We start from the raw sequence: 24,010 nt of genomic DNA on the forward strand, positions 1-24,010 counted from the left end.
AAATATCGAAGGCTGGAAGGAATTCCAATGGATGTAAGCAAGATTCTGAGTGAGATCGATGCCGAGATCAAGCGCCTGCAAGAGGCACGGTCGGCTCTGGTCAATATCAGTGGTACGACTGTTACAGTGACACGTCGCCGGGGCCGACCCAAGGGAAGCACAAATGTTCCTAAGCCGGCCGCCAAGCGCGCTCGGAAGCTTTCCCCTGAGGGCCGCAAGCGAATTGCAGAAGCGCAGAAGCGCCGCTGGGCTGAAAGCCGTAAGAAGACTGCCTAATCCGGAGACGGCATCAAGGCAGAGTTGGATCAATTCCCTGCTGTAGCCCAAACAAAGAGCCGCCACGGATGTGGCGGCCTTTTCATCTTAAGATCGGCTTCAGTTAGCGAACTGCGATTACCTCGCGGACATTGTCCTTGCCAAGATAGAAGTGGGTACTGGAGTAACCTTCGAAGAACTTCTCGATCTGCCGGGTGGGATACACCTGCAGCATCGGAAACTCGCCGCTTTCGATGAGGTCAAGGTTCTCCGTATTGGTGAGTTGGTATCGCGAAAATCGGGTGCCTGTTCCGTCGATTTTCCCATGAAAGAAAGCCAGTAAGCGGCCATCAGGCCGCAGCACGGTCCGTAGGCGATCAAACACTGCAGGAACGAGTTGCTTGGGAAGATAGTCTGCGGTGTCCCAAAGCAGGACGACATCAAAATCCCGACCTGAAAAATCGAGATTCGAGCTGACGAATCTTTCGACGTCATATTCGGGCGTCACCCCCTCCCCCGAGGGGGTGAGCCACTCAGGGCGGCTGGCGTCCTGAACGATGTTGGCCATGTAGACACTGTGTCCCAAAGCCGTCAGATAGTTGATGTTCGACGGAGAAGTGGCACCGAAGTCCAGGACTCGAAGAGAGTCGTGAGACTGCAGGTGAGCGTGCAGACCGGTCCACCCGCGCGAATGGCGCGACGAGCGTTCCGGCTGCCTGGCAGCGTTGGACTGGTCTCTACGAAAGATCCCGAGCATTCGTTCGTTGCCTCCGCGAAGCGTCGCTCGCGATCAAAATAACGAGGGGCCGTCTTCCCCGGTCGTCGTTGAGCTGCTGGGATGGTTGGTGGCTTCCGAGCCCGAGACTGCGCCTTGAATCTGACGCTCCGCTGCAGCCAACGCCGACGGAAGCTCCGTTGCGTCGTGCCTGGTCGCCGAGGAATTTTCATGCGGCGTTGACGGAGTGACCGGATCGACGTGACCACGTAGCATGGCGTCCTCTTCGATCGTGAAGCGCGGCGACGTGATATCGCCGAGGACCATGGAATTGCCGCGGAGCTGCACAAATCCGGTCGCCTGCAGGTCTCCATGGACTCTTCCCGAGACGAGGATCTCCTGCGCGAAGATGGTTGCACGGACCCGTCCCTGATCGCCGATGGTGACACGACCGCCAGGCAGGGTGATGGTTCCCTCTACCTCGCCCTCGATCAGAAGGCTTTCCGTACCGCTCAGCTCTCCCTGGACCTTTGTATTGAGACCGATGATGGTCGCGCCTTCGGCTGAGTTCATTCGACTTCGCCCTTCTATCTAAATCGCTGTGGCAACGCCACACATCTGGGTTGGATGCGGGCTATTCTATCGCCGCGCACACAACTGACCCTGTTCGCCCGCGTCTGCAAGCGAACTTCTTATACCGCCAATGGCCCAAGGCCTCTCCGCGGGACTGCCGTTGCCGCAACTATACTGCCCGGGAGCAAGTGGGCACAATCGTCCTCTGGGCATCTCGTTACGTCAAAATAGGAGTGAGGCACGCCGAGTTGATTGATTCGATGCAGTTGCGATGGGCCGACCGGGCTTATCTCAAGGGATGGATGGGGTTGAACAGACAGGGCAAAGTGTTCTGGGTCATGATGATTTTCGTCACAGCTCTCTATGCGCAGCCCGCGAATGGACAGGCGAGCTCCTCGGGGAACACCGCAGATTCGGAAGGCACGACGGCAGGCGCACTTGTCAGTCGCCCGCCGCAGGTCTGGGCCGACGCTGCTGTCGCGCACGAACTCAAGGTCATTGACGATGACGGCACGCAACCTCTCCGCTTTCGCGTCCATAAGATCGACGCGAAATCCGACACGGTGCGGGTGGAGGTTGAGACAAAGCTCGGGGCCGTGGCGCGGCTCGTTGAGCGCAATGGCCGTCCGCTGACGGTGGCAGAAGACCTCGCGGAACAGGAGCGACTGCGAGGCGTCATGGGCCGTCCTGAAGAATTCGTCCGCCATCACAAACGGGACGCCGGAACGCGGCAGGACACGATTGAGCTCGTGAAGTTGATGCCGCGCGCCATGCTCTTTACCTACGCTGCCGGCCAGCCGCAGTGGAAGGGTTTTGCCGGCCAACAGGTATCGATCGATTTCAGGCCGAACCCGGCCTTCCACCCGCCTTCGATGGCGGCAGACATGCTCACCGGCCTCGAGGGGAGGTTGTGGATCGACGCGAGGTCGGGGCGGATGGTTCGCGTGGAAGCTCGAGTCTTGAAGCCCGTGAGCTTTGGTTGGGGGATCGTGGGCAAGATCTACCCGGGAGGCACGCTCGCGCTGGAGCAGGCTAACCCAGCCGGAGAACGGTGGGTGTACTCCAACCTGGATATGCACCTTAACATGCGTGTCGTGGTGAAGAGCCTCGCTATGAATGACCGCATGGTTGCGAGCGACTTTGAGGCTCTGCCAGGGCCGGTCAGCATGCAGGACGCAGTACAGATGCTGCTTGCGATGCACGTTCCTACACGCTGACCGGCTGCGCCCGACAGGCTGAGCTAGACGCTGACCGCGGCGTCCCGGCGAATCGTCTTCGAGCGAACCGTGTTGTGCTCGATGCGCTCGCGAACTACCTCGAAGCCCCGGCCCGGGGTGGTAGGCACGATGATCTCGCCCTTGTCGCTGACGGTAACTGCGGGCTCGATGATGTCCTCCGCCCAGTAGCGGGCCGATGCTGAAACATCGCCCGGCAGCGAGAAGTTCGGCAGCGACGAGAGGGCGATGTTATGCGTGCGGCCGATTCCGGTCTCGAGCATGCCGCCACACCACACGGGAACTCCCTTCTCCTTCGCGATGTCGTGTATGGCGATGGCTTCGGTGAATCCGCCAACGCGCCCTACCTTGATGTTGAGGATCTTCCCGCTGCCCAGCTCGAGCGCAGCGCGAGCGTCACGCCGATTGCGGATGCACTCATCCAGGCAGATTGCGGTCTTCATCCTCTTCTGCAGCGCGGCGTGGAAGTAAAAGTCGTCGTACCACATGGGCTGCTCCACCATCAGCAGGTTGAAACGATCCCACTTGGCGATGCGGTCCGCATCTTCGAGGCGGTAGCAGGAGTTGGCATCGCAGCTCAGCAGGATGTTCGGCCAGCGCTCACGCACCATGGCGAAGATGTTTTCGTCCCAGCCGGGTTTGCACTTCAGCTTGATGCGCTGATAGCCCGCTGCAAGCTCCTTTGCGATGACCTCCATCAGCTTCTCCGGTGAGGACTGGATGCCGATGGACACTCCACAGCTGATCTTCTCGCGTGTGCCGCCCAGCAGCTTTGAGAGGGGGATCCCGCGCTCAAGAGAGTGCAGCTCCCATACCGCGTTCTCGAGCGCGGCCTTGGCCATGCGGTGTCCGCGCACCTGTTCGAAGATGGCGGGGCAATCGCGTCCGCTACCGATGTCGGCCTTCAGCAGGCGCGGAATCAGCTCGGTCTCGGTGATGATCCATGCGGTGTCGATCATCTCGTCGGAGAAGTACGGGTGCTCGCCGGCGACGCACTCTCCCCACGCGCTAAAGCCATCCGCTTCAATCTCCACGAGCAACACACGGCGGCCTGTGGTCACGCCAAAGCTGGTCTCGAACGGGTGCGCGAGCGGCATATTCAACTCGCGCATATGGATGGCATCGAACTTCATGGTCTCTCCGGGTCGTGTTGCTTATGGTTGATCTTTTGTGGGACTTACTTCTTGTAGTCCGTAATGTTGGCAGGAGCATCGGTCCAGATACCCAGCAGGTAGGCGCCGTCGCCATCCGCCTTGCGGTCATAACCAACAACGGTGAGGCCGCGTGCGAAGGCCGCCTGCAGGGCGTCGGCGTTGCGGCTCTGCACGGCGAGTGCCTCCTCGCGATGTTCGGGCTGCGCCTTCCAGGCATAGATGGCGTTGGGCACATCGACTTGCTCGACGATCTCGTAGGTCGGTGCGTCGCCGCGAAGGATCCGCTCGACGCGCTCCGAGCGCAGCCACCACTCGGCGTAGACACGGTCGGTGGGCAGGCCGCCTTGCAGTGGCGAGGTGGAAGGGCCATAGAAGTTTGGAGCATAGCGTCGCACCACCGCGCCAAGCCGTGTGATGTTCATGTGCGCGTTCTTGATTTCGAGCGGGTCGAAGGTCCACTCCATGAGCTCGAAGCCGCGCGTGAGCGCCTCGTCGCGCTGCGCCAACTTGAGGCGTTGGCCAATGCGCAGGTTGCGATACTCCGAGAGAACCCCAAGCATGTGCGAATGGAGATACGGGTGCCCGTTACGCACGCCGGGGAGCGCCATCGCGAAGCCGGCCGGTTTGTCGTCGACGTAGGCTCCGAGCACCTGGCCGCCGATACGCGCAGCGAGCAGGAACATGCGCGAGGGGATGAGGTCCTCGGGATCGTAGCCCCATACCGCGCGTTCGATCTCCAGGCACTCGAGGCACTCATCCAGATTGGTCACGGGCCGGATCTCGACCCTCGGAGTTGAGGTTGCGGTAACGGTCTGTGCCGTCTCCATGGCGCTCATGCGCGCTCTCCTTCGTCCTGATCTTGTTTCTGATGATTCTCTGCGGCGAGGCCACGCTTGGCCTCTGCCCATAGAGCTTCGAGCTGGTCGGCGTTCATGCCTGAGAGTTCCTGGCCGCGAGCTTCGCTGACGCTTTCCATCGCTGCGAATCGTGCTCGAAAGCGGGCGTTGGTGCCTCGAAGAGCCTGTTCCGGATCGACCTTCAGATGCCGCGCAAGATGCACGACGGAGAACAGCAGGTCGCCCACCTCGGACTCGATGCGTTCGGGATCGTTGGCCGCAAGCTCGGCACGAACTTCGGCTAACTCCTCATCGACCTTGGCGAGCACGCCCTGTGCGTCCGGCCAGTCGAAGTGCACCTTTGCAGCTTTCGAGCCGATCTTCGTGGCCTCCATCATCGCTGGCATCGAGCGCGGTACGTCATCGAGCAGCGAGCGCGGGCCATCTTCTTCGGCTGCTTTCGCCTTCTTCTCCTCGACCTTGATCTGCTCCCAGTTACGCAACACGGCGTCAGGGGTCTCGGCTTCTACGTCGCCGAAGATGTGAGGATGGCGGCGGATGAGCTTGGCGCTGAGGTTGTCGGCGACGTCGCGCAGAGTGAAGCGGCTCTCGTCGGACGCCATTTGGGCATAGAACAACACCTGCAGCAGCAGGTCGCCGAGTTCATCCTTGAGGTCCGCGAAGTTGCGGCGCTCGATCGCGTCGAAGACCTCGTAAACCTCTTCCAGCGTGTGTCGCTTGATGCTGTCGAAGGTCTGTTCGAGATCCCAGGGGCAGCCGTTGGGGGCGCGCAGCCGGGCCATGATAGCTGCCGCGCGCCCAAGGCTCGCCTCGAGCTCCGCATTGTGCGGAAGTTCCTGTTCCGTCATCCCTTCCATCGTACAGCCGCAGGCGAGGCTGATGGTAAGCTGCTGGGGAAGGCTGGCTTGGAGCAAACGATGAGCGAACGCAGCAGGCCCAGGAGATCCACCGTGCAGAAGGCGTTCATCGCCTTCCTGCTGGCGCTGCCCTATGTCTTCCTTTGCTTCCCGCAGATGTACAACCGCGCCACGCCGGTGCTGTTGGGCTTTCCCTTCTTCTACTGGTACCAGCTCGGTTGGGTCATCCTGACCTCTTCGCTGCTGTGGGTCGTCTATCTCCAGCTCCGCACCGAGTAAGCACCTTCCCGCACCGCGCACCGGCTTTGCCGCATCCCATCCGTTGGGCGCGATCGATACGACCCGCTTACACTAGAAGATGGGCTGACGACGCGTGGATCTGCACGAGAAAATCCGGACATTGCCAACAGGACCTGGCTGCTACCTCTACAAGAACGCTGAGGGGCAGGTGATCTACGTTGGCAAGGCGAAGAACCTGCGCGCTCGCGTGCGCAGCTACTTCCTCGCGGCCTCGCAGGCTAACGCCAAGACCGGCTCGCTGATGCGCGAGGCCGTGGACATCGAGTACATCCTCGTCGGCAACGAGCGCGAGGCGCTGGCACTCGAAAACAACCTCATCAAGCAGCGCAAGCCGCGCTTCAACATCCTGCTGCGCGACGATAAGACCTATCCATACATCAAGCTCACGCTGGGCGATCGGCATCCCAAGGTGTTCGTGACGCGGCGCCTGCGCCGGGATGGCTCGGCGTACTTTGGACCTTATTTCCCTGGCAATCTAGCGCATCGGCTGGTGGACCTGATTCATCGCAGCTTCCTGATCCCGAGCTGCAAGGTGGATTTGAACCGCTATCATCCGCGCGCGTGCCTGCAGTACTACATCAAGCGCTGCCTGGGTCCTTGCGTGAAGGACCTGATCTCGACCGAGGACTATCGCTCCGCGATCCGCGATGTGCAGCTGTTTCTCGAAGGCAAGTCGACCGAGCTGGAGGCTCGACTGCATCAACGCATGGCGGATGCGGCGGAGAACATGCAGTTTGAGCTGGCGGCGAGGCTGCGCGATCAGCTCATCACCGTCTCTCAGGCACAGGATCGACAGCGCATCGAGTCCGCAGAGGAAGAGGACATCGATGTCTTCGGCTTCCACTTCGAAAACGAGATGCTTGCGGTGAACCTCTTCCACATGCGCGGCGGCAAGATCGTCGATCGCCGCGAGATGTTCTGGGAGGACCTGCCGGAGCTGGAAGACATCAGTCTCGCTCCAGACGAGGAAGAGGTTGCCGACCAGGCTCTGGAGCCAGAACCGAACCACATCGCACCGGAGATCGTGGATGACTCGGCAACGCTCGAGGAGCATTCGGTGCTCGCCTCGCCGTTTGAGACGGGCGCAGATGGCCTCTCGGCCCGAGCCTCGGACTTCGAATCGCAGCCCGGATTCTCACCAGCGGCGTTCTTCTCTGCCCTGCTCAAGCAGCTTTACCTCGACCAGACGTATGTGCCAAAGCATATCTATTCGCCGGTGGATTTCGCCGACCGCGAGTTGCTCGCCGAGGCTCTGCGTGAGCGCGTCGGAAGCAGGATCGAGCTTGCCGTTCCGCAGCGTGGCGACAAGCGTGCGCTTGTCGATCTCGCCTCGCAGAATGCGAAGCAGTCGTACGATCAGCGCTTCCGCGTACTGGCACCTTCGATCAAGGCCATTCAGGAGTCGTTGCAGGATGCACTGACGTTGCCGGAGCTCCCCGAGCGCATCGAATGCTTCGACATCTCGCATATCCAGGGCGCGGAGACCGTGGCATCGATGGTGGTCTGGGAAAAGGGCGCGATGAAGAAGGCCGACTATCGCAAGTACCAGGTGAAGACCGTGAGCGGCGTGGACGATTTCGCGTCGATGCACGAGGTCCTGCTGCGGCGCTATGCGAAGTTCGCCAACGGAGCGCAGCCGACCGGCAAGGACTCCGTGCTGCCCTCCCTGATTCTTATCGACGGCGGCCTTGGGCAGTTGCATGCTGCAGCCGCAGCGCTGGAGGAGCTTGGCCTCACGACACAGCCGCTGGCCTCCATTGCGAAGCGCGAAGAGATTATCTACGTCTACGGGCAGGAGGACGAGCCGGTGGTACTTGATCGCCGCTCACCTGTGCTGCACGTCGTGCAGAAGATTCGCGATGAGAGCCATCGATTCGCGATCACGTACCACCGGAAACGTCGCGAGATGCGCGACCGTACCAGCGAACTCGACGAGATTCCTGGTGTCGGCGCGATTACTCGGCAGCGATTGCTGGAGCACTTTGGCAGCGTGCGCGCGTTGCAGCAGGCTGCGGAGAAGAACCCCGATTCCCTGCTGGCCGTTGCAAACAAGGCGACGGCGGAGAAGATCCGGCTTCACTTTGCCAAACGCGAAGGTGGAGCGAGCGCGAGCGATCTTGTGAATATCGAGACCTAACGCGCAGCCACGCCACCGTACCGCTTGAGTTCGTCGTACAGCATGTCGCCGACAGCCTTCTGCGTCGCGGTCGAAGGATGCTCTTCGTGATAGTAGAAGTAGGTTTCGGGCTTTGCGCACGGCTTCGTGTCTTCGTGACGAATCTCGCGGCCTGCGCAACGATCGGTGGTGTTGACGATCCCGTACTTCGAGGGATGAGCCATCACCTCATCAAAGTACGCACCCCACTGGGACGAGCGAATCTGAGCCATCGGCAACTTCGGCTTCATCATCTGCTGAATCATCGCGAGGGATGGATTGAGTCGAACGGCGACGTTGTGAAACCCGGGAATGCTCTCGGGCAGGATCGCCACCTCAAACCTTCTCGCGCCCAGCGAGTACAGGACCGCGATCTCTGCGGTGAGGTTTGAGATCGTGTCGTCGGTCGTGCGTCTCGAGTCATTGAGGCCGCCCGCGATGAAGAAGAGAGTCGTCGCGGGATCAAAGGAGACGCGGCCACTCTTCACCATCGCCGAGAACTCCTCCACCTGGTTGCGCATGCCATAGCCCAGCAGAAAGCCGCCGATCTCGAAGCCCTTGCCTTCCCCCGTCTGCGCTCCGCTGACCGCAAAGTTCAAGCTCCTGCCGCTGAGGTCCTTCGCGTTGGAGGGCACCATCGGTGAACCGAGCCGCTGCGCGAGGTATGCGACGGCGGTTGGCCCGTTGCCATCGAGATAGCCACGGCCGATGTCGGAGTAGCTGTCGCCGAAGACAATGAGGCGCGTGACCACCTGCGCATGGGACGAAGACCACAGCGTGGCAGCAAGAAGCAGGAGGACGAGTCGCCGCATGAGGGCATCGTAGCATCGTCCGTTGGAGCCTAGCAGCCCGCAAAGGCCAGGTGCTTGTATCTACTGCTGGCTACCGCCGAAGGTGTTGCAGCTCGATATCTCGCCGCCCTGAAGGCCCCGGGTGAACCAATGTTGCCTTTGCGCACTCGAGCCGTGCGTCCAGCTCTCGGGGCTCACGGCACGGCCGGACATCTTCTGCAGATGGTCATCGCCGACGGCGGCAGCAGCGTTCAATGCGTTCTCAACGTCCCCTGGATCGACGATGTTGCGCTGCTGCGCCGAGTGCGCCCACACCCCCGCGTAGCAGTCGGCCTGTAACTCGACATCGACTGAGAGATGGTTACGCTGCGAGGGCTCTTCCTGCTCCAGCTGCGTCACCTTCTGCTCGGTTCCCAGCAGCTTCTGAACGTGATGGCCGAGCTCGTGCGCGATGACGTAGGCCTGGGCGAAGTCGGCGGTGCTTCCGCCAAAGCGCTTCAGGTCATCCCAGAAGTCGAGGTCGATGTAGACCTTCTCGTCGGCCGGGCAATAGAAAGGGCCCGTGGCGGCCTGCGCTGTCCCGCAGCCCGAGTAAGTCGAGCCGCGGAAGAGCACCAGCTTGGCGTGGCGATACTGCTTCCCCTGCTGAGCAAAGATCTGGGTCCAGGTCTTCTGCACATCGTCCAGCACGAAGCTGATGAGGTGGGCGTCGCGGTCCTCGCCTGCGCTGCCGGCCCTGCCTGCGCTCGGCGTCGGTGAGATGTGTTGGGTCTGCGCGACAGGCGCGGAAGAACCGCCGCCGAGAAAGGCGCCGAGGAAGTTGCGCCCCGTGAGCAGGCTGATGACGAGCAGGACGAGGAAACCTACGATCCCGATTCCTCCACCAAAACCAAAGCCGCCTCCACCGCCACCGCTGCCGCCCGAATCGTCGCGGCGGTCCTCGATGTCGCTGCTCATGTTGCCGGGTGTCCACTCCATCGCTATCCTCCGTATCCTGAACCCCTTAGATGCAAAGGGGCGCGGTACCACGTCGATTGTAGGACGAGGTGGCGACCTGCTCGCACAATTTCCGGTGGAACGTTCTGACGCCCTCGCGCGTACTCTTTCCTGTGATGACCTCCTCGACAGTGGTGCGCCCCTACGACCTTGAGCGCAGTGCAGCCTTGCGCCTCGCAGCAGGGTTCGCCGTTGCGAACCTCCTGCTCACCTTTGCGCTGACGCTGTGGACCACACACATTGGCTACAGCTACTTCCGCGACGAGTTCTACTACCTTGCGTGCGGGCGGCACCTGGCGTGGGGCTATGTTGACCATGGCCCCATCGTTGCGTTGCAGGCCCGGCTGGGAGAAGTGCTCTTCGGCGAATCGGTCTTCGGGATTCGCGTGCTTTCGGCGTGCGCTGGAGCAGTGATGGTCTTCCTCGGCGGGATGATCTGCTGGGCGCTGGGAGGACATCGCTCGGCACAGTCGCTGGCGATGCTCGGCCTGATGTGCACACCGCAGTACATCGGTGTAGATGGCTTCCTCTCGATGAACTCGTTCGAGGCTGCGTTCTGGTCCGCATGCGTGCTGGCTGTCGTCATGATCCTGCGAGGAAGTTCGCCGGCGAAATGGTGGACGATTCTTGGCGTTGTTGCAGGCATCGGCCTGTTGAACAAGCCGTCGATGGCCTTCTTCCTGGTGGCTGTGGCGCTGGGCTTATTGGTGACGCCACAGAGGAAGATTCTCTTCACGCGCTGGGCTGCTCTGGGGATTGTGCTGATGCTTCTGATCGCGCTCCCGAACGTGTTGTGGCAGATTCACTATCAATGGCCGACGTTGAAGTTCCTCCAGAACGGCAAGATCCATCACAAGAACATCACCCTGGGGCCCGTGCAGTTCGTACTGGCGCAGTTCTCGACGATGCAGCCCGTGAATGCGCTGATCTGGATGACAGGCGTGGTCGCGCTGTTGCGCGGCAAGTCGATACGCAATAGCCGCTGGCTGGGCGCAACGATGCTCTTCTTCTATGCGATCATGTTCGCCGCGCACGCGAAGGACTACTATCTCGAAGGGATCTATCCGGCATTCTTCGCTGCGGGCGCTATCGCCTGGGAGCATCGGTTCTCAGCAAGCCCGAGGGTGCGGAACGAGAGGTTGATTGGCTTCCCCATTCTTACCGCAGTGCTCGTGATTACGACTTTGATCGTCCTTCCGATGGCGAGTCCCGTGATGGCGCCGGCTGCGTGGGTTCGCTACACGGAGGCGATGCATCTGCCGCATGACAATACGGAGCGTTCTGCGACGGGGCCGTTGCCGCAGTTTTATGCCGACCGCTTTGGCTGGGAGCGCGAGGTTGGAATCGTAAAGCGTACGTATGACGCTCTTTCCCCGGGGGACCGTCAACGAGTGTGCCTCTTCGCAAGCAACTACGGCGAGGCGGGAGCCATCGACTTCTTCAATCGCAAGGATCACCTCGGGCTGCCTCCGGCGCTGAGCGGACAGAATAGCTACTGGTGGTGGGGTATGCATGGCTGCGACACGAACCTCGTCATCGCGGTGATCGACGACAAGCCAGAAGAGGTCGCGACCAAGTACGACTCCGTCACCATCGTCGGCCAGATGTACGACCCGTATTCCATGCCGTTTGAGCATCGCAACATCTACCTGCTGCGTGGGCGAAAGCCTTCGGCTCCCTTTGACTGGAAGGACGAGCGTTTCTACATCTAACGGAATCGCGCGGACTGCACCGTGCTACCCTCAAGCTGTTTCCTCCAACCAGCATGAGCGATCAACCCAGCCACAGCGAACTTCCACGCCTGTTGACGGCCCGGCACGCCGCGGCGATCGTCGTCGGCATCATCATCGGGTCGGGCATCTTTCTCGTTCCGCGGGAGATGATGTCCGCCGTTGGCAGCTCCAGCGGCGTATATGCGGTGTGGATCGTCGGCGGCATGCTCTCGCTCTTTGGCGCGATGAGTTACGCCGAGGTCGCGGCGATGAAGCCGCGTGTCGGGGGTGAATATGCTTTCCTGCACGACGCCTATGGCCCACTGACTGCCTTCCTATACACGTGGACCTGGACGCTGATCGCGAAGCCGGCATCGATTGCGACGATCGCTGCGGGACTGATGCGAGTACTCGGGAACTTCCCTGCCTTCGCGTTTCTCGATCACCCGGCCGCGCTGTACATGACCTGGGCGCAGGTGATGGCGATCCTCGCGACGTGGCTCATCACCGGGATGAATATCGTCAGCACGCTGGAGTCAGCGAATCTTGCGACGGTACTGACCTGGCTCAAGGTCTCCCTCATCCTGGTAATCGCCGGGTTTTGTTTCGCTGCCAGGTCGCACGGCTCGATGGCCAACTTCGGCACGCACTTCAGCGGAGCTCGAGGTGGGTTCGCGGGCTTCATGATCGCGCTCGTTGCCGCCCTGTGGGCCTATGATGGCTGGTCCGATGTATCGCAGATGGCTGGCGAGGTGAAGGACCCGCAGCGTGCCTTGCCACGCGCGCTCGTGGGCGGAGTCGCGCTGGTCGGGGTGCTGTACATGCTGACCAATGCGGCGATCCAGTATGTGCTCCCGGCCACAGCGATCGCCCACTCGCCAAGGCCCGCCGTGGAGGCGTTGCAACTCGTAGGTGGCCGGGCCGGCGCGGCGCTGGTGAGCGTGGGTATGGCCGTGAGCATCGCCGCTACCTTCGTCGGCAGCTCACTCTCGGGGGCGCGGGTGCCCTTTGCCGCAGCGCGTGACGGCCTGCTGCCGCCTGTCCTCGCGCGGATTCAGCCACGCTTTCGCACCCCGTGGGTGAGTCTGCTGCTGCAGGCGGTGCTGAGCACGTTGTTGTTGCTGGTGGTGGGCCGCTTCCAGGCGCTGCTCTCGCTGGCGATCATCTCGGAGTGGCTCTTCTACGCTCTGACGACCGCGACGGTCTTCGTCTTCCGGCGTCGCGAGCCGGATGCCGTGCGGCCGTATCGCGTGAGTGGCTACCCGGTTGTGCCAGCGCTGTTCATCGCAGCGGCTGTTCTCCTGATGGTCTTTAGCTTTGTCGATCAGCCGGTGACGTCGATGCTTGGGGCGGGAGTCATCCTGGCAGGCATTCCTGCGTACTATGCGATACGCCGCAAGCCCGCGACTCCACTATCCTGAGTAGTGTGAAGAAGCCGAAGCTTGGCCAGAACTTTCTCGTCGACGAGGCCGCCTGCATCAACATCGTGGGCGCACTCGGAGACATTCGCAACAGGACGGTCGTTGAGATCGGCCCAGGACACGGCGCGATCACCACGCGGCTGGCCGAGCGTGCTGCGCGTCTGCACTGCATCGAGCTCGACGACTCGCTCTTCCGAGAGCTGACCTTCCGCTTCCGCGACCAGCCACAGGTCACGATCCATCACAGCGACGTGCTGATGACGGATCCTGCCGCGTTTGTTCCGGAGCAGGTGGGGGAAGAGGCAGCGACGATCGATGTCGTCGGCAACCTGCCGTACTACATCACCTCGGATATTCTGCTGCACCTCTTCAAAGCTGCACGGCAGGGACTGTTGCGGCGAGCCGTCGTGATGATGCAGCGGGAGGTTGCAGAGCGCATTGCAGCCGCACCAGGCACGAGCGACTACGGTCCCCTGTCGGCCTTCACACAGCTGCATGCCAGCGTCGTGAACCAGTTCACCTTGGGCCCAAACAGCTTTTCTCCCCCACCGGAGGTGGACTCTACGGTCCTGCGGCTGGACTTTGCGCCCCGCTTCGACGAACTTCAGGTTGATGCCGAAGGCTTTAACAAGTTCCTGCGGGCGAGCTTTGCCCAGAAGCGCAAGACGCTGAGCAACAACCTGCGGAATGCAGGTTACACGCCTCAGGAGCTGCTGGCCGCGTGGCCTGCCGATATCCCCCCGCAGGTGCGGTCAGAGGCCGTTTCGCTGGAGCTGATGGCGAAGCTCTATCGTGCGCTGGGAGCCGCGTCCGCTGCAGGATGAAGCAGGCCATTGGCCTTCTGCCGTACGCGATCGATCACCGCATCGTCGTTCGCGATGGACTCAAGAGCCGTGGCAATGAGTTGTGGCTCGATGGCTTTACCCGACTTTGCCCTCTCGATGAGCTCGTCCAGATCGCGCTCGAGGGCAAGCCGGTCGCCGTGGTGGTCGCGATCGAGCCGCTCACCGCCCTGCAGCATCTCGGCGATGGCCTGAAAGGTCGTCGATGCGGCGCTGATCGTGGGGTCGGTGGAGGCGCCAAAGCTGCACGTGGCGTATCCCTCCTGCGACCAGGCGATCATCGTTGTCTTGCCACCGAATGCCATCGTCCGGGTGTGCGACATGCAGGCTCCGGAGCGAATGCTGGACTCTGCTGCGACGAGGGTCTGCTTTGTGCCATCGGTAAGCTTCAACCACGGCGCGCGCTGGGCCGCCGGTGAGCGTGGCTCGGCGTTCTCCCAATACTTCATCTCGCCATCGCCAAGGACCACGACGGTATAGGCAGGAACCATCAGGCCGAAGCGCTCCATCGTGAAAAACACACACTTCGAAGAACTCGCATCGCTGTATGGGCAAGCGGTCTGCTGGGCTCCGCAGCGGACAGTAGTGGCGAGTATCATCGCGGCACCGATCACGAAGGCGTTCAAGCGGCTCATCGTGGCAACGCCTCCTGCGACTGGCTCGGGTTTTGGGTGAGCCCGGCGCTCTCCAGCATACGCGCGGCTCTGCGACGAACGCGGTCGATGACCCGCTCGTCCTGGGCTAGCGACTTCAGGATGGGAGCGATGTTGGCGATCTCCAGGGCACGACCGCCCTTCAGTTCACCCTCGAGGCTCTCCATCTCGGGGTCGAGGCTGAGCCGATCGAAGCGGCGCTCATGCTGGAGGCGAACACCGAACTGAATGGTCTCCGCCAGCGCTTGAAACGTCTCTTCGGTCTTCGTCACCGCTTCATTGTCCGAGAAGTTGAAGCTACACGTGAACCACGCGTCCCCGTGAACGAAGCTCAGGGTCTTCTGCCCGGTGTTGGCGATGTGCTTTGCCCTGGTCTCGCAGCGGTCGTCGTGCTGGGCTCCGGCGAGCAGCCGCTCCATCGTGGCCTTGCTCACCGTGACATCCTGCCAGACCGTGCCGGAAGGCGCCTCCACCGTAGGAGCCCCTTGCGCGTAGTAGCGCCCATGCCCATCGGCATGGATCTCGAATCCCCACCGCTTTGGCTCCAGGGCCTCGCGTCGCAGATCGAAGACGATGACATCGACCGGAAGCTGAAGCGTAGGGGAGAGGTGATGCGGCTCGGGGATGGACGGCGGTGCGGGCTGCTGCGCGACTGCGGGGAGACTCAGCGCGAGGCAGCACGTCATCGCCAGCAGTTTCGGCATCATCGCTTGAGAGCCTCGGCCGTCTGCGCGTGGTGGATATGGCAGATGGCGATGGCCAGGGCATCAGCGGCATCGGCGGGCTCGGGTACCTCATCCAGGTTAAGGAGGCGCGCCACCATAAAGCCGACCTGTTCCTTGGCCGCCAGGCCGTAGCCCACGACCGAGCTCTTGATCTTGAGCGGAGCGTACTCGGCTACTGGAAGGCCGCAATTCGCGGCCGCAAGGAGGGCGACGCCGCGAACCTGCCCCAGCTTCAGGGCGGATTTGGCGTTCGCCGAGAAGAAGACCTCTTCGATGGCGACGATCTCGGGCTGCCACAGTTGCATCAACGCGGTGAGTTCCGCATAGACCTGCGCCAGGCGAACTGCCGTAGTGTGCTTCTTGTTCAGCCGCACGGCGCCGGAACACAGGGGGCGGAGTTTCGAAAGGCGAGCGGCAGCGTCGGTTTCCACCACGCCGTAGCCGGTGAACTCCGTCCCGCAGTCGACCCCGAAGACCCGCATACGAAAGAGTCTAACGGACTCTGGCAGGCGCTGGCAGCGGCAGGCGGCCCGACTGCATCCAACCCGGAGTAAACCCGCTACAATCAACCCGACACCTGCATGCCCTTTACCGACCTCCAGCGCCGACCCGCCGCAGCCATGCTGTTTGTGATCGCATCGATCCCGTCGAGCGTGCTGTTCGCGCAGACCGCCACACCGACGCCTACTCCCACATCGGGCACGGTCGCGTCGACGCCGCCGGCAACTGCAGCCACTACGGTGCCGCAACCGGTCCCGATGAACCGTGGAGTGGTGGTCCTCGATCCTGCCCATGGCGGAGTAGACAGTGGCTCGCGGATCAGCGATACCCTGGTGGAGAAGGACGTGACGCTGGCCTTCGCCTTCAAACTGCGTTCCCTGCTGACCTCGCGTGGATTCACAGTCGTGATGACGCGCGACAGCGATGCGGCCTTCGAAGCCAACTCTCCGTCGACGCCGCTCTCGCTGGACGATCGTGCCGGAATCGCGAACCATCAACGACCCGTTGCGTGCCTTCTGCTGCACGCAACGAGCGCGGGATCCGGCGTGCATCTCTACACCTCAGACATCGCTCCCACTGCCGGAGAACCTGCGCTTCAGCCATGGCTCACAGCTCAAGCCGCCTGGGTGGGTGAAAGCGGAAAGCTGGAGCGGCAGATCGCCACAGCGCTGGACCGGTCGCGCGTGGTGCTGGCATCAGGGAACGCGGCAGTACGGCCCGTGGATTCGCTCACGTGTCCCGCAGTGGTCGTCGAACTTGCGCCCAGTGGTGACGATCCAGCGACCATCACCGATACGTCGTACCAGCAAAAGGTCAGTGAAGCGATCGCGGGAGCGATGGTCTTCTGGCAGCATCAGGCGCAGGCTCCGGTGCGCATCCTGCCGGTTCCACCGCCGGCAGCCCCGGCGGCCAGTGCGGCTGCGACGGAGAGCAATCCATGATCCAGCGCCATCAGCGAATCGTCTTCTGGTGCCTTGTCGTGTGCATCCTTGGCATGGGGCTTCTACTGTTCTGGGAGCGCCAGCGTGCGCGCGACCGCGTCTCGCAGCTGGCGGACAACACGCCGATCGATGCACCCTATACGACCACCGAGTCCATCACGATGGATCTGGCCAGCGATGACGATGGGACCATCACAGCGCAGCAGCGGCAGATCGCACTTCCCAGCGAAGTGACTGCCCGTGCGCGCGCGCTGCTCGACCACCTTGCAGCAGAGTACGCGCAACCAGGTTCGGTCCATCCACTCTCGCCGGGCGCGATGGTCGACGACGTGTACTTCGTTCCGTTGCCTGTCGTGGGCTACAGCATCGATGCTGGCGCAAAACCGAGCGCCGATGGCAACACACCAACGAGCCTCGTCCCCCCGGATCCCGATGCCCTGCAGCCGCAGTCCCCAGGGGACGAACTCGCGGTGATCAATCTTCGCGGCTCCTTTGTGAATGCTCATCCGTCGGGTGTTGAGGTCGAGCAGCTCACACTGCAGTCCATCATCGGCACGCTGCATGCGAACCTGCCGCAAATTGAGCAGGTCCGGTTCCTCGTGGACGGGCAGCCGCGCGAGACGCTTGCCGGCCATGCAGACCTTCTGCGGCTTTATATGGTGCGGGACACGACCACGACGGCAGCGGGCCACTAGCACCATGCCAGTCCTGGGCGTATTCGATTCTGGCTTTGGCGGCCTAACGGTGCTGCGCGCGCTCCTTCCGCTGGTCCCCAACGCGCACTATGTTTACCTGGGCGATACCGCTCGGCTGCCCTATGGAGCGAAGTCCCAGGGCACCATCGCACGATATGCGGTGGAGGCTGCGAGATTCCTCGAAGCCCGCAGCGCAGACATGCTGGTGATCGCCTGCAACACCGCGACCGCGCTCGCGCTCGAAGATATCCGCGCCGCGGTGCAGATTCCCGTGGTCGGCGTCATCGATCCGGGAGCGACGGCCGCGCACGATGTGATCCGAGCGGCAGGAATCAGCATCGAAGCCACCCATCCCGAGGTGCTTGTGCTGGCGACCGCCGCCACCGTGCAGTCGCATGCGTACCTTGCAGCGTGCGCGCAGCTCGGCCTGAAAGCCACAGAGGTCGCCTGTCCGTTGCTGGTGCCACTGGTGGAGGAGGGCTGGACCGATCATCCTGTGACTCGCGAGGTGATTCGCATCTACCTCAGCGATGCCCTGACGCGCTGCACGCCGAGAGCTGTGGTCCTTGGCTGCACACACTATCCGTTGATCGCGCATGAGATTGAAGCTGCCTTGCGAGAGTTGGGCTGCGATGCCGTGGTGGTTGATGCGGCGCGCGCTACGGCCGAAGCTACGTCGCATGCACTCGGAGCGCATGGCCCGGCGAGCCCGCTTGCTCCAGCGACCTTCGAGTGCTTCGCGACGGACTCCGTCGAAAAATTCCAACGCCTCGGAACACATTTCCTGGGCAGAACGATGCCGCCAGTGACGTTGCTCGACCTCGGTGGCTAAGGCGTCGTAATCCGCTGCAGAACATGATTCACTGTCTTCATGCATTACCTGTTGAAGAGCGAACCCGACAAGTACTCCTACGACGACCTGCTGCGTGATGGCGAAACCGTGTGGGACGGCATCAAGAATAACCAGGCGCTCATCACCCTTCGCAATATGAAGAAGGGCGAGATGGCGATCATCTACCACTCGAACGTTGGCAAGGCAGCTGTCGGCACGGCGAAGGTCGTGTCTGTGAAGCTGGCCGAAGATGGCAAGACGCCCATCGTTACGCTGAAGGCTGGCAAGCGCCTGAAGCGCGAGAAGACGCTCGCGGAGATCCGCGAGGCAGGCGTCTTTCAGGGGTCGATCATGTTCCGCCAGTTCCGGCTTTCGGTGGTTCCGTTGACCGAAGAGCAGTACGACTGGCTGGTGAGTTAGTCCTTCCCCTCCAGACGATACGACGCTCCATTGCATCTGAGGTTGTATGGCAAATCCGTACGACGCGATCATCATCGGCTCTGGGGCGGGCGGAGGCACGCTGGCACTGCACCTCGCACGTGCGGGCAAGCGCGTCCTCATCCTTGAGCGAGGACCGTTTCTCCCGCAGGAGAAGCTCAACTGGGACACCTCTGCCGTCTTCCTCGACAACCGTTATCACACCCACGAGGTGTGGCACGACCGCGAGGGCAAGGAGCTGCATCCGCAGCAGGCCTACTTCGTCGGCGGGCAGACCAAGGTCTATGGCGCGGCGATGTTCCGCATGCGCGCGGAGGACTTTGGCGAGGTCGTTCACCAGGGAGGCATCTCTCCGGCGTGGCCCATCCGCTATGAAGACATGGAGCCGTACTACACGCGCGCCGAAGAGCTCTTCCACGTTCACGGGGACCTCGGCAACGGTGTTGAGGTCGCGGGCGGCCTGCTGAGCGAGTTCGATCCCACCGAACCCTTCCATTCGAAACCGTATCCCTATGCTGCCTTCAGTAATGAAGAGCGCATGGGTGCGATCGAGGCAGAGGTACAGAAGCTCGGCGTTCGCACATTTCCGATTCCCCTTGGCCTGAAGCGCGATGCAGCGGATCCGGTTGCATCGAAGTGCGTTCGCTGCGATACCTGTGACGGCTATCCGTGTCTGGTTCACGCGAAGTCCGATGCGGACATCAACTGCATCCGCGAGATCCTACACATGGACAACGTGACGCTGCTGACCGGCGCCCGTGCTCTTCGCCTGATCACCAACGCCAGCGGAACAGCAGTGTCAGCGGTTGAAGTAGAGCATGCCGATTCGCGCGGCATCGAGCAGTATGAGGGGCATATCGTTGCGCTTTGCGCGGGAGCGGTGAACTCGGCCGTGGTGTTGTTGCAATCTGCGAATGACAAACACCCTGACGGCCTTGCCAATGGCTCAGGCCAGGTAGGGCGGAACTTCATGTATCACCAGGCGGATGCTCTGCTCGCGATCTCCACAAAGGTCAATGAAGACGCCTACATGAAGACCTGGGGCACCAACGATTTCTATCTGCGGGACCCCGATCCCGCCTATCCCTATCCGCTGGGCCAGGTCCAGCCTGTGGGGAGCTTCCACCACGAGATGATGAAGGGCGATGCTCCACCGATGACACCGGAGTTCGTCCTCGAAGGCATGCGCCACCACGCGGTGCCCTGGTGGCTCACGACCGAGGATCTGCCCGATCCGGACAATCGCGTCACCTTGCGCAATGCGAGACCAAGCTCGCATACCGATATCTCTCCCGGAGTGGCCGGAGCACATCCAGCGTCAGCCAAGGGCGCTCCCAACTTTGCAGCGATGGTGACGACGGCGACACCCGGACATATCCGCCTGAGCTACACGCCGAACAACGTGAAGAGCTTTGAGCGACTCAAGGATCGCTGGGTCGATATCCTGAAGCGAGCCGGCCACGCCGATGCGTCGCTTCCCTTCCACGCCTACTTCAAGAAGCGCATTCCTCTCGAAGGAGTGGGCCACCAGAACGGCACTTGCCGCTTCGGCAGCGATCCGGCCACCAGCGTGCTGGATACGAATTGCAAGGCGCATGAGCTCGACAACCTGTACGTCGTGGATGCGAGCTTCTTTCCCTCTTCAAGCGCGGTGAACCCTTCGCTGACGATCATCGCCAACGCCATTCGAGTTGCGGACCACCTGCTGGCAGAACGATTCTGACTCGACTTCTTCTCAGCCGTGCTGCTCGATCGCGGTGCGCAACGCAGCGTCGAGGGCCTTCAGCGCTTTGGAGCTCTCGCGGCCTAGTTGCGCCGCCTTGCTCCATTGGCTCGGGTGCAGCGCGGTGTGCAGAGCAAACGCGCCCGTGCGAAAGTGCCCGTCGCGGTCCGCGAAGAGCGAGAGAGATGGAAGCTCGAAGTCGTGGCCGTCAGACACTGCTTTGATCGCCCGGAAGCGAAGCGTGTGAGCATGCGCGAGCCGAGCGAGAGTGGCCGCTTCCATATCGACCATCGCCGCGTTATAGGCCTCAGACAGCCGCTTCTTCTCGGCGATGCCTGCGATGCTCTCGCTGGTAGCGAGCGTGTGGGGTGAGGGCTCGCTGCCAAAGAAGCGCTCGCCGGTGCGAACGTCGATGATCGTGCAGGCTTCAGCCACAGTTCCGGGAGCAAGCTCGGCGGTGCAGGCGCCCGCGAGGCCGACCGAGATGACCGTGGCGATGGGAGCGATGGTCCGCGCTGCCTCGAGCGCCAGCGTGACACGGCGTTCGCCCATGCCTCCAGCGACGACCACAGCGCCAGGGATCTCGTAGAGGAAGACTGCGCGCTGCGTGAACGCCGGATGAGGCTTGAGGCCACGGACCAGTGAGGCGATCTCACGCGGCAGTGCAGCGATGATGGCGAGCTTCGTGGACATTGTGGTGATCTTAGCCGGGGAAAAGGAGAACCGCTCCACCTGAAAGAGCGGAATCGACCTGTTCTTTTCAGGCTATGAGATGCGCAGGCGCATCGGCACGATTCTGCTCTACACCAGCAGCGGAGGTACCGGGGCGTAGCCGTTCGATACGAACCAGTGGCAGGCTTCGCGCAGCGCGCCGTTAGCTGGCTGAACTCGGAGTCCCAACTCGCGCTCAGCCTTCGCGCTGGAGGCGAACATCATCTTCTTGCCCATTCGCACGGCCTCGACCGTTGCGCGAGGCTCCTTCCCGCGTAGCTTGCCCGTGATGTTTTCGTCAAAGAACGCGAATGCCATCGCGACCGCGTGCGGCACCTTGTGCTTCGGAGAAGGCAGGCCTGTCATCTCCCCGAGGCGATCGAGGATCTGCTTCAGCGTGAGATTCTCGCCACCGAGGATATAGCGTTCGCCCGCGCGGGGCCTGCAGGTCTCGTTGGGTTCGAGCACCGCAAGATGCATGCGGGCGATCTCTTGGACGTCCACGAGATTGAGGCCGGTGTCTACGTATGCCGGGAAGTTCCTGTTGAGGAAGTCGACGACGATGCGACCGGTGGGGGTAGGCTTCGCGTCCATCGAGCCGATCGGCGTCGTGGGATTGAGCAGGATCACCTGCTGCCCGGCCCGGGCGGCATCCAGAGCGACCTGCTCGGCGAGCCACTTGGAGCGCTTGTAGTGGCCGATCATCGCGGCCTCACTCACGGGCGTATCCTCGTCGACGATGGCGTTGCCGTGGAAGCCCATCGTCGCGACGGAGCTGGTGTAGACGACGCGCGGCACTCCAGCCTCGCGAGCAATACGCAGCAGTTCGCGTGTGCCCTCGACGTTGGCCTTGTACATCTCGTCGGGCTTCGGAACCCAAAGGCGATAGTCCGCCGCCACATGCACCAGCGCATCACAGCCCTGCAACGCGGAGGCGAAGGCTGCAGGGTTGCGAAGGTCACCGATGACGAGCTCGGCAGATTGCGGAAGATGGTCGATCTTCGAGGTGGGTCGGGCCAAAAGCCGAAGCGACGCTCCCTGGAGCGCCGCACGGTGGGCCACATGCGAGCCGACGAAGCCGGTCGCACCGGTCAGAAAGAGCTTCATCGGAAGTTAGTCCAGACTCTCCGGCACGATCTGGATGTTCTTATCGCCCGCGGCCTTGCGTTCCCAGTAGTGCTTCACCCAGTCCTCAAAGCGCTTGCCGGCGGCGGTGTCCTTGCCGCTGAACTCGAGACGAGCGACGTCCGAGTAGGGGATGTTCACGCGCTCGACAGGCGCATCAGGCTTGGGCGTCGGGATGACGCGCACCCGGGAAGCTTCGAGGGTCGGTGCATTGAAGCGGTCGTAGAGGTAGCCCTCGACGAGGGTGCCGTCCTTGCGTGTGATGGTGACATCGCCACGGTAGTCGAACGCCTTCTCTAGCGCTTCGCGGATCTCTGCCTCGGTGGCGAGCTCGGGAATCCAGCCCTGCAGGGCCTCGCGCTCACGCCCTGCGGCGTGCTCCAGCTCATCGGGATTGGCGTGCTGCAGCTGCTCGATCTTCAGGTGTTCCTGCTGGGGTGTGGACATGATCGGACCTCAAGGAGTTATGCCGCGATGGGCGAAATACAAGGGTTCTTCGCTACGCTAGGAATGACGCTTGCCGCTTAGTCGCCAGCCATGTTCGCGTTGCTGGTCTCGGTGATCGTCGTGCTGACCACGACCGGCGTCGCCCCATCGCTGATCTGCACCAGCGGGCCATGCGAATCGCTCTTCCACTCGTTGAGGATCTTCATCGCGCCTTCGTCCTCATACTGCGGCTTGAACATGTACTTCTTCGCGGTCTCCCAGAAGCCTTTGAGCGAGGAGAAGTTGTAATCCACGGCCGAGGCTTCATGGCCGGAGTGCACCATGCAGTTCGCGCAACGCGGGTTGCCGCTGCGAGCGCCGTACTCTTCCCACTTGGTGGACTCGAGCATCTCCTCGAAGGTGTCCGCATAGCCGTCCTGGAGCAGATAGCAGGGCTTCTGCCAACCAAAGATGGAGTACGTCGGCATGCCCCAGGGCGTGCACTCGAAGCTCTGCTTGCCCATCAGGAATTCGCTGAAGAGGGGGTGGGTGTTGAACTCCCAGTTCTTCTTGCGGTTCGAGAGGATCGCGCGGAAGAGGCGGCGCGACTTCGCCTTGCCGAGGAAGTGCTGCTGGTCCGGCGCCTTCTCGTAGGTGTAGCCGGGCGAAACCATCATGGACTCGACGCCCGCAGCCATCAGCTGATCGAAGTGGCGGCGAACGGAGTTGGGATCAGCACCATCGAAGAGCGTGGTGTTGGTCGTGACGCGGAAGCCCGCGGCGACGGCGGCGTTGATGCCTTCCATCGCAATGTCCCAACCGCCTTCGCGGCAGACAGCCATATCGTGGTGTTCCTTCTCGCCATCAAGGTGAACAGAGAACGAGAGGTACTTCGACGGCTTGAACAGGTGCAGCTTCTCCTTGAGCAGGAGAGCGTTCGTGCACATGTAGACGTACTTCTTGCGCGCGACGAGACCGGCGACGATCTCGGGCATCTGGGGGTGCAGCAGCGGCTCACCGCCGGGGATGGACACCATCGGCGTACCGCACTCTTCGACCGCCTTGAAGCACTGCTCCGGAGTCAACTGGGCTTTGAGGATGTGTGGAGGGTACTGAATCTTGCCGCAGCCGGCGCACGCCAGATTGCAGCGGAAGAGCGGCTCCAGCATGAGTACCAGCGGATAGCGCTTGCGGCCTGAAAGCTTCTGCTTCAGGACATAGGTCGCAACGGTGAAAGCCTGGGATACGGGAACGGCCATGCTGGTTTTTGGCTCCTTCTGAAGTGCTCGCCCTAGTTTACTGACTTTGCAGCAGCATTGGTGCAGCCAGCGGGTGTTGCGGTTGATGCCTTAAGTCGGCGGAAAGGTGTAGTAAGAG

Annotated in this window: 26 protein-coding genes; 12 read left to right on the plus strand and 14 right to left on the minus strand. The window is 62.1% G+C overall.

Features of this window, described 5'->3' with window-relative positions:
• Positions 1-27: 27 nt before the first annotated feature.
• Positions 28-276, plus strand: a complete 249-nt coding sequence (locus tag C4S68_RS04035; RefSeq protein WP_103931691.1) for a hypothetical protein — start codon at positions 28-30, stop codon at positions 274-276.
• A 103-nt stretch (positions 277-379) separates the two neighbouring features.
• Here the strand turns inward: C4S68_RS04035 and C4S68_RS04040 are convergent, their stop codons facing one another.
• A complete protein-coding gene (locus C4S68_RS04040; protein ID WP_327333376.1) occupies positions 380-928 on the minus strand; it encodes a class I SAM-dependent methyltransferase in 549 nt (182 codons plus the stop codon).
• A 117-nt stretch (positions 929-1,045) separates the two neighbouring features.
• Positions 1,046-1,543, minus strand: a complete 498-nt coding sequence (locus tag C4S68_RS04045; protein WP_103931693.1) for a bactofilin family protein — start codon at positions 1,541-1,543, stop codon at positions 1,046-1,048.
• Between the two features lie 338 nt (positions 1,544-1,881).
• On the opposite strand from C4S68_RS04045, the gene C4S68_RS04050 reads away from it, so the two are divergent.
• The gene (locus C4S68_RS04050; RefSeq protein ID WP_146072001.1) at positions 1,882-2,760 is read left to right on the plus strand and encodes a hypothetical protein; all 879 of its coding nucleotides are present in this window, start codon (positions 1,882-1,884) and stop codon (positions 2,758-2,760) included.
• Positions 2,761-2,783: 23 nt separating this feature from the next.
• On the opposite strand, the gene menC is transcribed toward C4S68_RS04050, so the two are convergent.
• Genes menC through mazG form a run of 3 tightly spaced genes read right to left on the minus strand, consistent with a single transcriptional unit; the run spans position 2,784 to position 5,637 of the window.
• The gene (gene menC, locus C4S68_RS04055; protein ID WP_103931695.1) at positions 2,784-3,911 is read right to left on the minus strand and encodes an o-succinylbenzoate synthase; all 1,128 of its coding nucleotides are present in this window, start codon (positions 3,909-3,911) and stop codon (positions 2,784-2,786) included.
• A 44-nt stretch (positions 3,912-3,955) separates the two neighbouring features.
• Complete coding sequence (locus C4S68_RS04060; protein WP_235011333.1) at positions 3,956-4,768, minus strand: GNAT family N-acetyltransferase; 813 nt, start codon at positions 4,766-4,768, stop codon at positions 3,956-3,958.
• The gene (gene mazG, locus C4S68_RS04065; protein ID WP_103931696.1) at positions 4,765-5,637 is read right to left on the minus strand and encodes a nucleoside triphosphate pyrophosphohydrolase; all 873 of its coding nucleotides are present in this window, start codon (positions 5,635-5,637) and stop codon (positions 4,765-4,767) included. Before mazG ends, C4S68_RS04060 begins: the two co-directional genes overlap by 4 nt.
• 69 nt (positions 5,638-5,706) lie before the next feature.
• Here mazG and C4S68_RS04070 point away from each other — a divergent pair, with 69 nt between their 5' ends.
• The gene (locus tag C4S68_RS04070) at positions 5,707-5,925 is read left to right on the plus strand and encodes a DUF3311 domain-containing protein (RefSeq protein ID WP_103931697.1); all 219 of its coding nucleotides are present in this window, start codon (positions 5,707-5,709) and stop codon (positions 5,923-5,925) included.
• A gap of 94 nt (positions 5,926-6,019) precedes the next feature.
• The gene (gene uvrC, locus C4S68_RS04075) at positions 6,020-8,083 is read left to right on the plus strand and encodes an excinuclease ABC subunit UvrC (protein WP_103931698.1); all 2,064 of its coding nucleotides are present in this window, start codon (positions 6,020-6,022) and stop codon (positions 8,081-8,083) included.
• Here uvrC and C4S68_RS04080 read toward each other — a convergent pair.
• Complete coding sequence (locus tag C4S68_RS04080) at positions 8,080-8,913, minus strand: SGNH/GDSL hydrolase family protein (protein WP_103931699.1); 834 nt, start codon at positions 8,911-8,913, stop codon at positions 8,080-8,082. The genes uvrC and C4S68_RS04080 overlap by 4 nt on opposite strands.
• Before the next feature lie 60 nt (positions 8,914-8,973).
• On the minus strand, positions 8,974-9,870 hold the full coding sequence (gene ypfJ, locus C4S68_RS04085; RefSeq protein WP_103931700.1) for a KPN_02809 family neutral zinc metallopeptidase: 897 nt from the start codon (positions 9,868-9,870) through the stop codon (positions 8,974-8,976).
• Between the two features lie 134 nt (positions 9,871-10,004).
• Here ypfJ and C4S68_RS04090 point away from each other — a divergent pair, with 134 nt between their 5' ends.
• From C4S68_RS04090 to rsmA, 3 genes are read left to right on the plus strand one after another with little or no spacing between them, the layout of a single operon-like run.
• Positions 10,005-11,600, plus strand: a complete 1,596-nt coding sequence (locus tag C4S68_RS04090; protein ID WP_103931701.1) for an ArnT family glycosyltransferase — start codon at positions 10,005-10,007, stop codon at positions 11,598-11,600.
• 53 nt (positions 11,601-11,653) lie between these two features.
• The gene (locus tag C4S68_RS04095; protein WP_103931702.1) at positions 11,654-13,021 is read left to right on the plus strand and encodes an APC family permease; all 1,368 of its coding nucleotides are present in this window, start codon (positions 11,654-11,656) and stop codon (positions 13,019-13,021) included.
• Entirely contained in the window at positions 13,018-13,845 is an 828-nt protein-coding gene (rsmA, locus tag C4S68_RS04100; protein WP_103931703.1) for a 16S rRNA (adenine(1518)-N(6)/adenine(1519)-N(6))-dimethyltransferase RsmA, read from the plus strand. Before C4S68_RS04095 ends, rsmA begins: the two co-directional genes overlap by 4 nt.
• On the opposite strand, the gene C4S68_RS04105 is transcribed toward rsmA, so the two are convergent.
• Genes C4S68_RS04105 through ruvC form a run of 3 tightly spaced genes read right to left on the minus strand, consistent with a single transcriptional unit; the run spans position 13,809 to position 15,723 of the window.
• Complete coding sequence (locus tag C4S68_RS04105) at positions 13,809-14,498, minus strand: hypothetical protein (RefSeq protein WP_103931704.1); 690 nt, start codon at positions 14,496-14,498, stop codon at positions 13,809-13,811. The genes rsmA and C4S68_RS04105 overlap by 37 nt on opposite strands.
• Positions 14,495-15,223: a hypothetical protein gene (locus tag C4S68_RS04110; RefSeq protein WP_103931705.1), complete on the minus strand. Its 729-nt coding sequence runs from the start codon at positions 15,221-15,223 to the stop codon at positions 14,495-14,497. Before C4S68_RS04110 ends, C4S68_RS04105 begins: the two co-directional genes overlap by 4 nt.
• Complete coding sequence (gene ruvC / locus C4S68_RS04115; RefSeq protein WP_103931706.1) at positions 15,220-15,723, minus strand: crossover junction endodeoxyribonuclease RuvC; 504 nt, start codon at positions 15,721-15,723, stop codon at positions 15,220-15,222. Before ruvC ends, C4S68_RS04110 begins: the two co-directional genes overlap by 4 nt.
• A gap of 99 nt (positions 15,724-15,822) precedes the next feature.
• Between ruvC and C4S68_RS04120 the strand changes: the two genes are divergently transcribed.
• From C4S68_RS04120 to C4S68_RS04140, 5 genes are read left to right on the plus strand one after another with little or no spacing between them, the layout of a single operon-like run.
• Positions 15,823-16,683, plus strand: coding sequence for an N-acetylmuramoyl-L-alanine amidase family protein (locus tag C4S68_RS04120; protein WP_103931707.1), 861 nt, complete (start codon positions 15,823-15,825; stop codon positions 16,681-16,683).
• Positions 16,680-17,378, plus strand: coding sequence for a GerMN domain-containing protein (locus C4S68_RS04125; RefSeq protein WP_103931708.1), 699 nt, complete (start codon positions 16,680-16,682; stop codon positions 17,376-17,378). Before C4S68_RS04120 ends, C4S68_RS04125 begins: the two co-directional genes overlap by 4 nt.
• A 4-nt stretch (positions 17,379-17,382) precedes the next feature.
• Complete coding sequence (gene murI / locus C4S68_RS04130) at positions 17,383-18,210, plus strand: glutamate racemase (protein WP_103931709.1); 828 nt, start codon at positions 17,383-17,385, stop codon at positions 18,208-18,210.
• A 39-nt stretch (positions 18,211-18,249) separates the two neighbouring features.
• Positions 18,250-18,630, plus strand: a complete 381-nt coding sequence (locus C4S68_RS04135; RefSeq protein ID WP_103931710.1) for an EVE domain-containing protein — start codon at positions 18,250-18,252, stop codon at positions 18,628-18,630.
• A gap of 46 nt (positions 18,631-18,676) precedes the next feature.
• The gene (locus C4S68_RS04140; RefSeq protein WP_103931711.1) at positions 18,677-20,371 is read left to right on the plus strand and encodes a GMC oxidoreductase; all 1,695 of its coding nucleotides are present in this window, start codon (positions 18,677-18,679) and stop codon (positions 20,369-20,371) included.
• Positions 20,372-20,383: 12 nt separating this feature from the next.
• Here the strand turns inward: C4S68_RS04140 and C4S68_RS04145 are convergent, their stop codons facing one another.
• From C4S68_RS04145 to hpnH, 4 genes are all read right to left on the minus strand, one after another.
• On the minus strand, positions 20,384-21,064 hold the full coding sequence (locus tag C4S68_RS04145) for a phosphorylase family protein (protein WP_103931712.1): 681 nt from the start codon (positions 21,062-21,064) through the stop codon (positions 20,384-20,386).
• Positions 21,065-21,172: 108 nt separating this feature from the next.
• On the minus strand, positions 21,173-22,189 hold the full coding sequence (hpnA, locus tag C4S68_RS04150; protein ID WP_103931713.1) for a hopanoid-associated sugar epimerase: 1,017 nt from the start codon (positions 22,187-22,189) through the stop codon (positions 21,173-21,175).
• A 6-nt stretch (positions 22,190-22,195) separates the two neighbouring features.
• Complete coding sequence (locus C4S68_RS04155; protein ID WP_103931714.1) at positions 22,196-22,654, minus strand: hypothetical protein; 459 nt, start codon at positions 22,652-22,654, stop codon at positions 22,196-22,198.
• Between the two features lie 77 nt (positions 22,655-22,731).
• Positions 22,732-23,892, minus strand: a complete 1,161-nt coding sequence (gene hpnH / locus C4S68_RS04160) for an adenosyl-hopene transferase HpnH (protein WP_103931715.1) — start codon at positions 23,890-23,892, stop codon at positions 22,732-22,734.
• Positions 23,893-24,010: the final 118 nt, after the last annotated feature.

It is taken from the genome of Bryocella elongata, assembly GCF_900108185.1.
Lineage (GTDB): Bacteria > Acidobacteriota > Terriglobia > Terriglobales > Acidobacteriaceae > Granulicella > Granulicella elongata.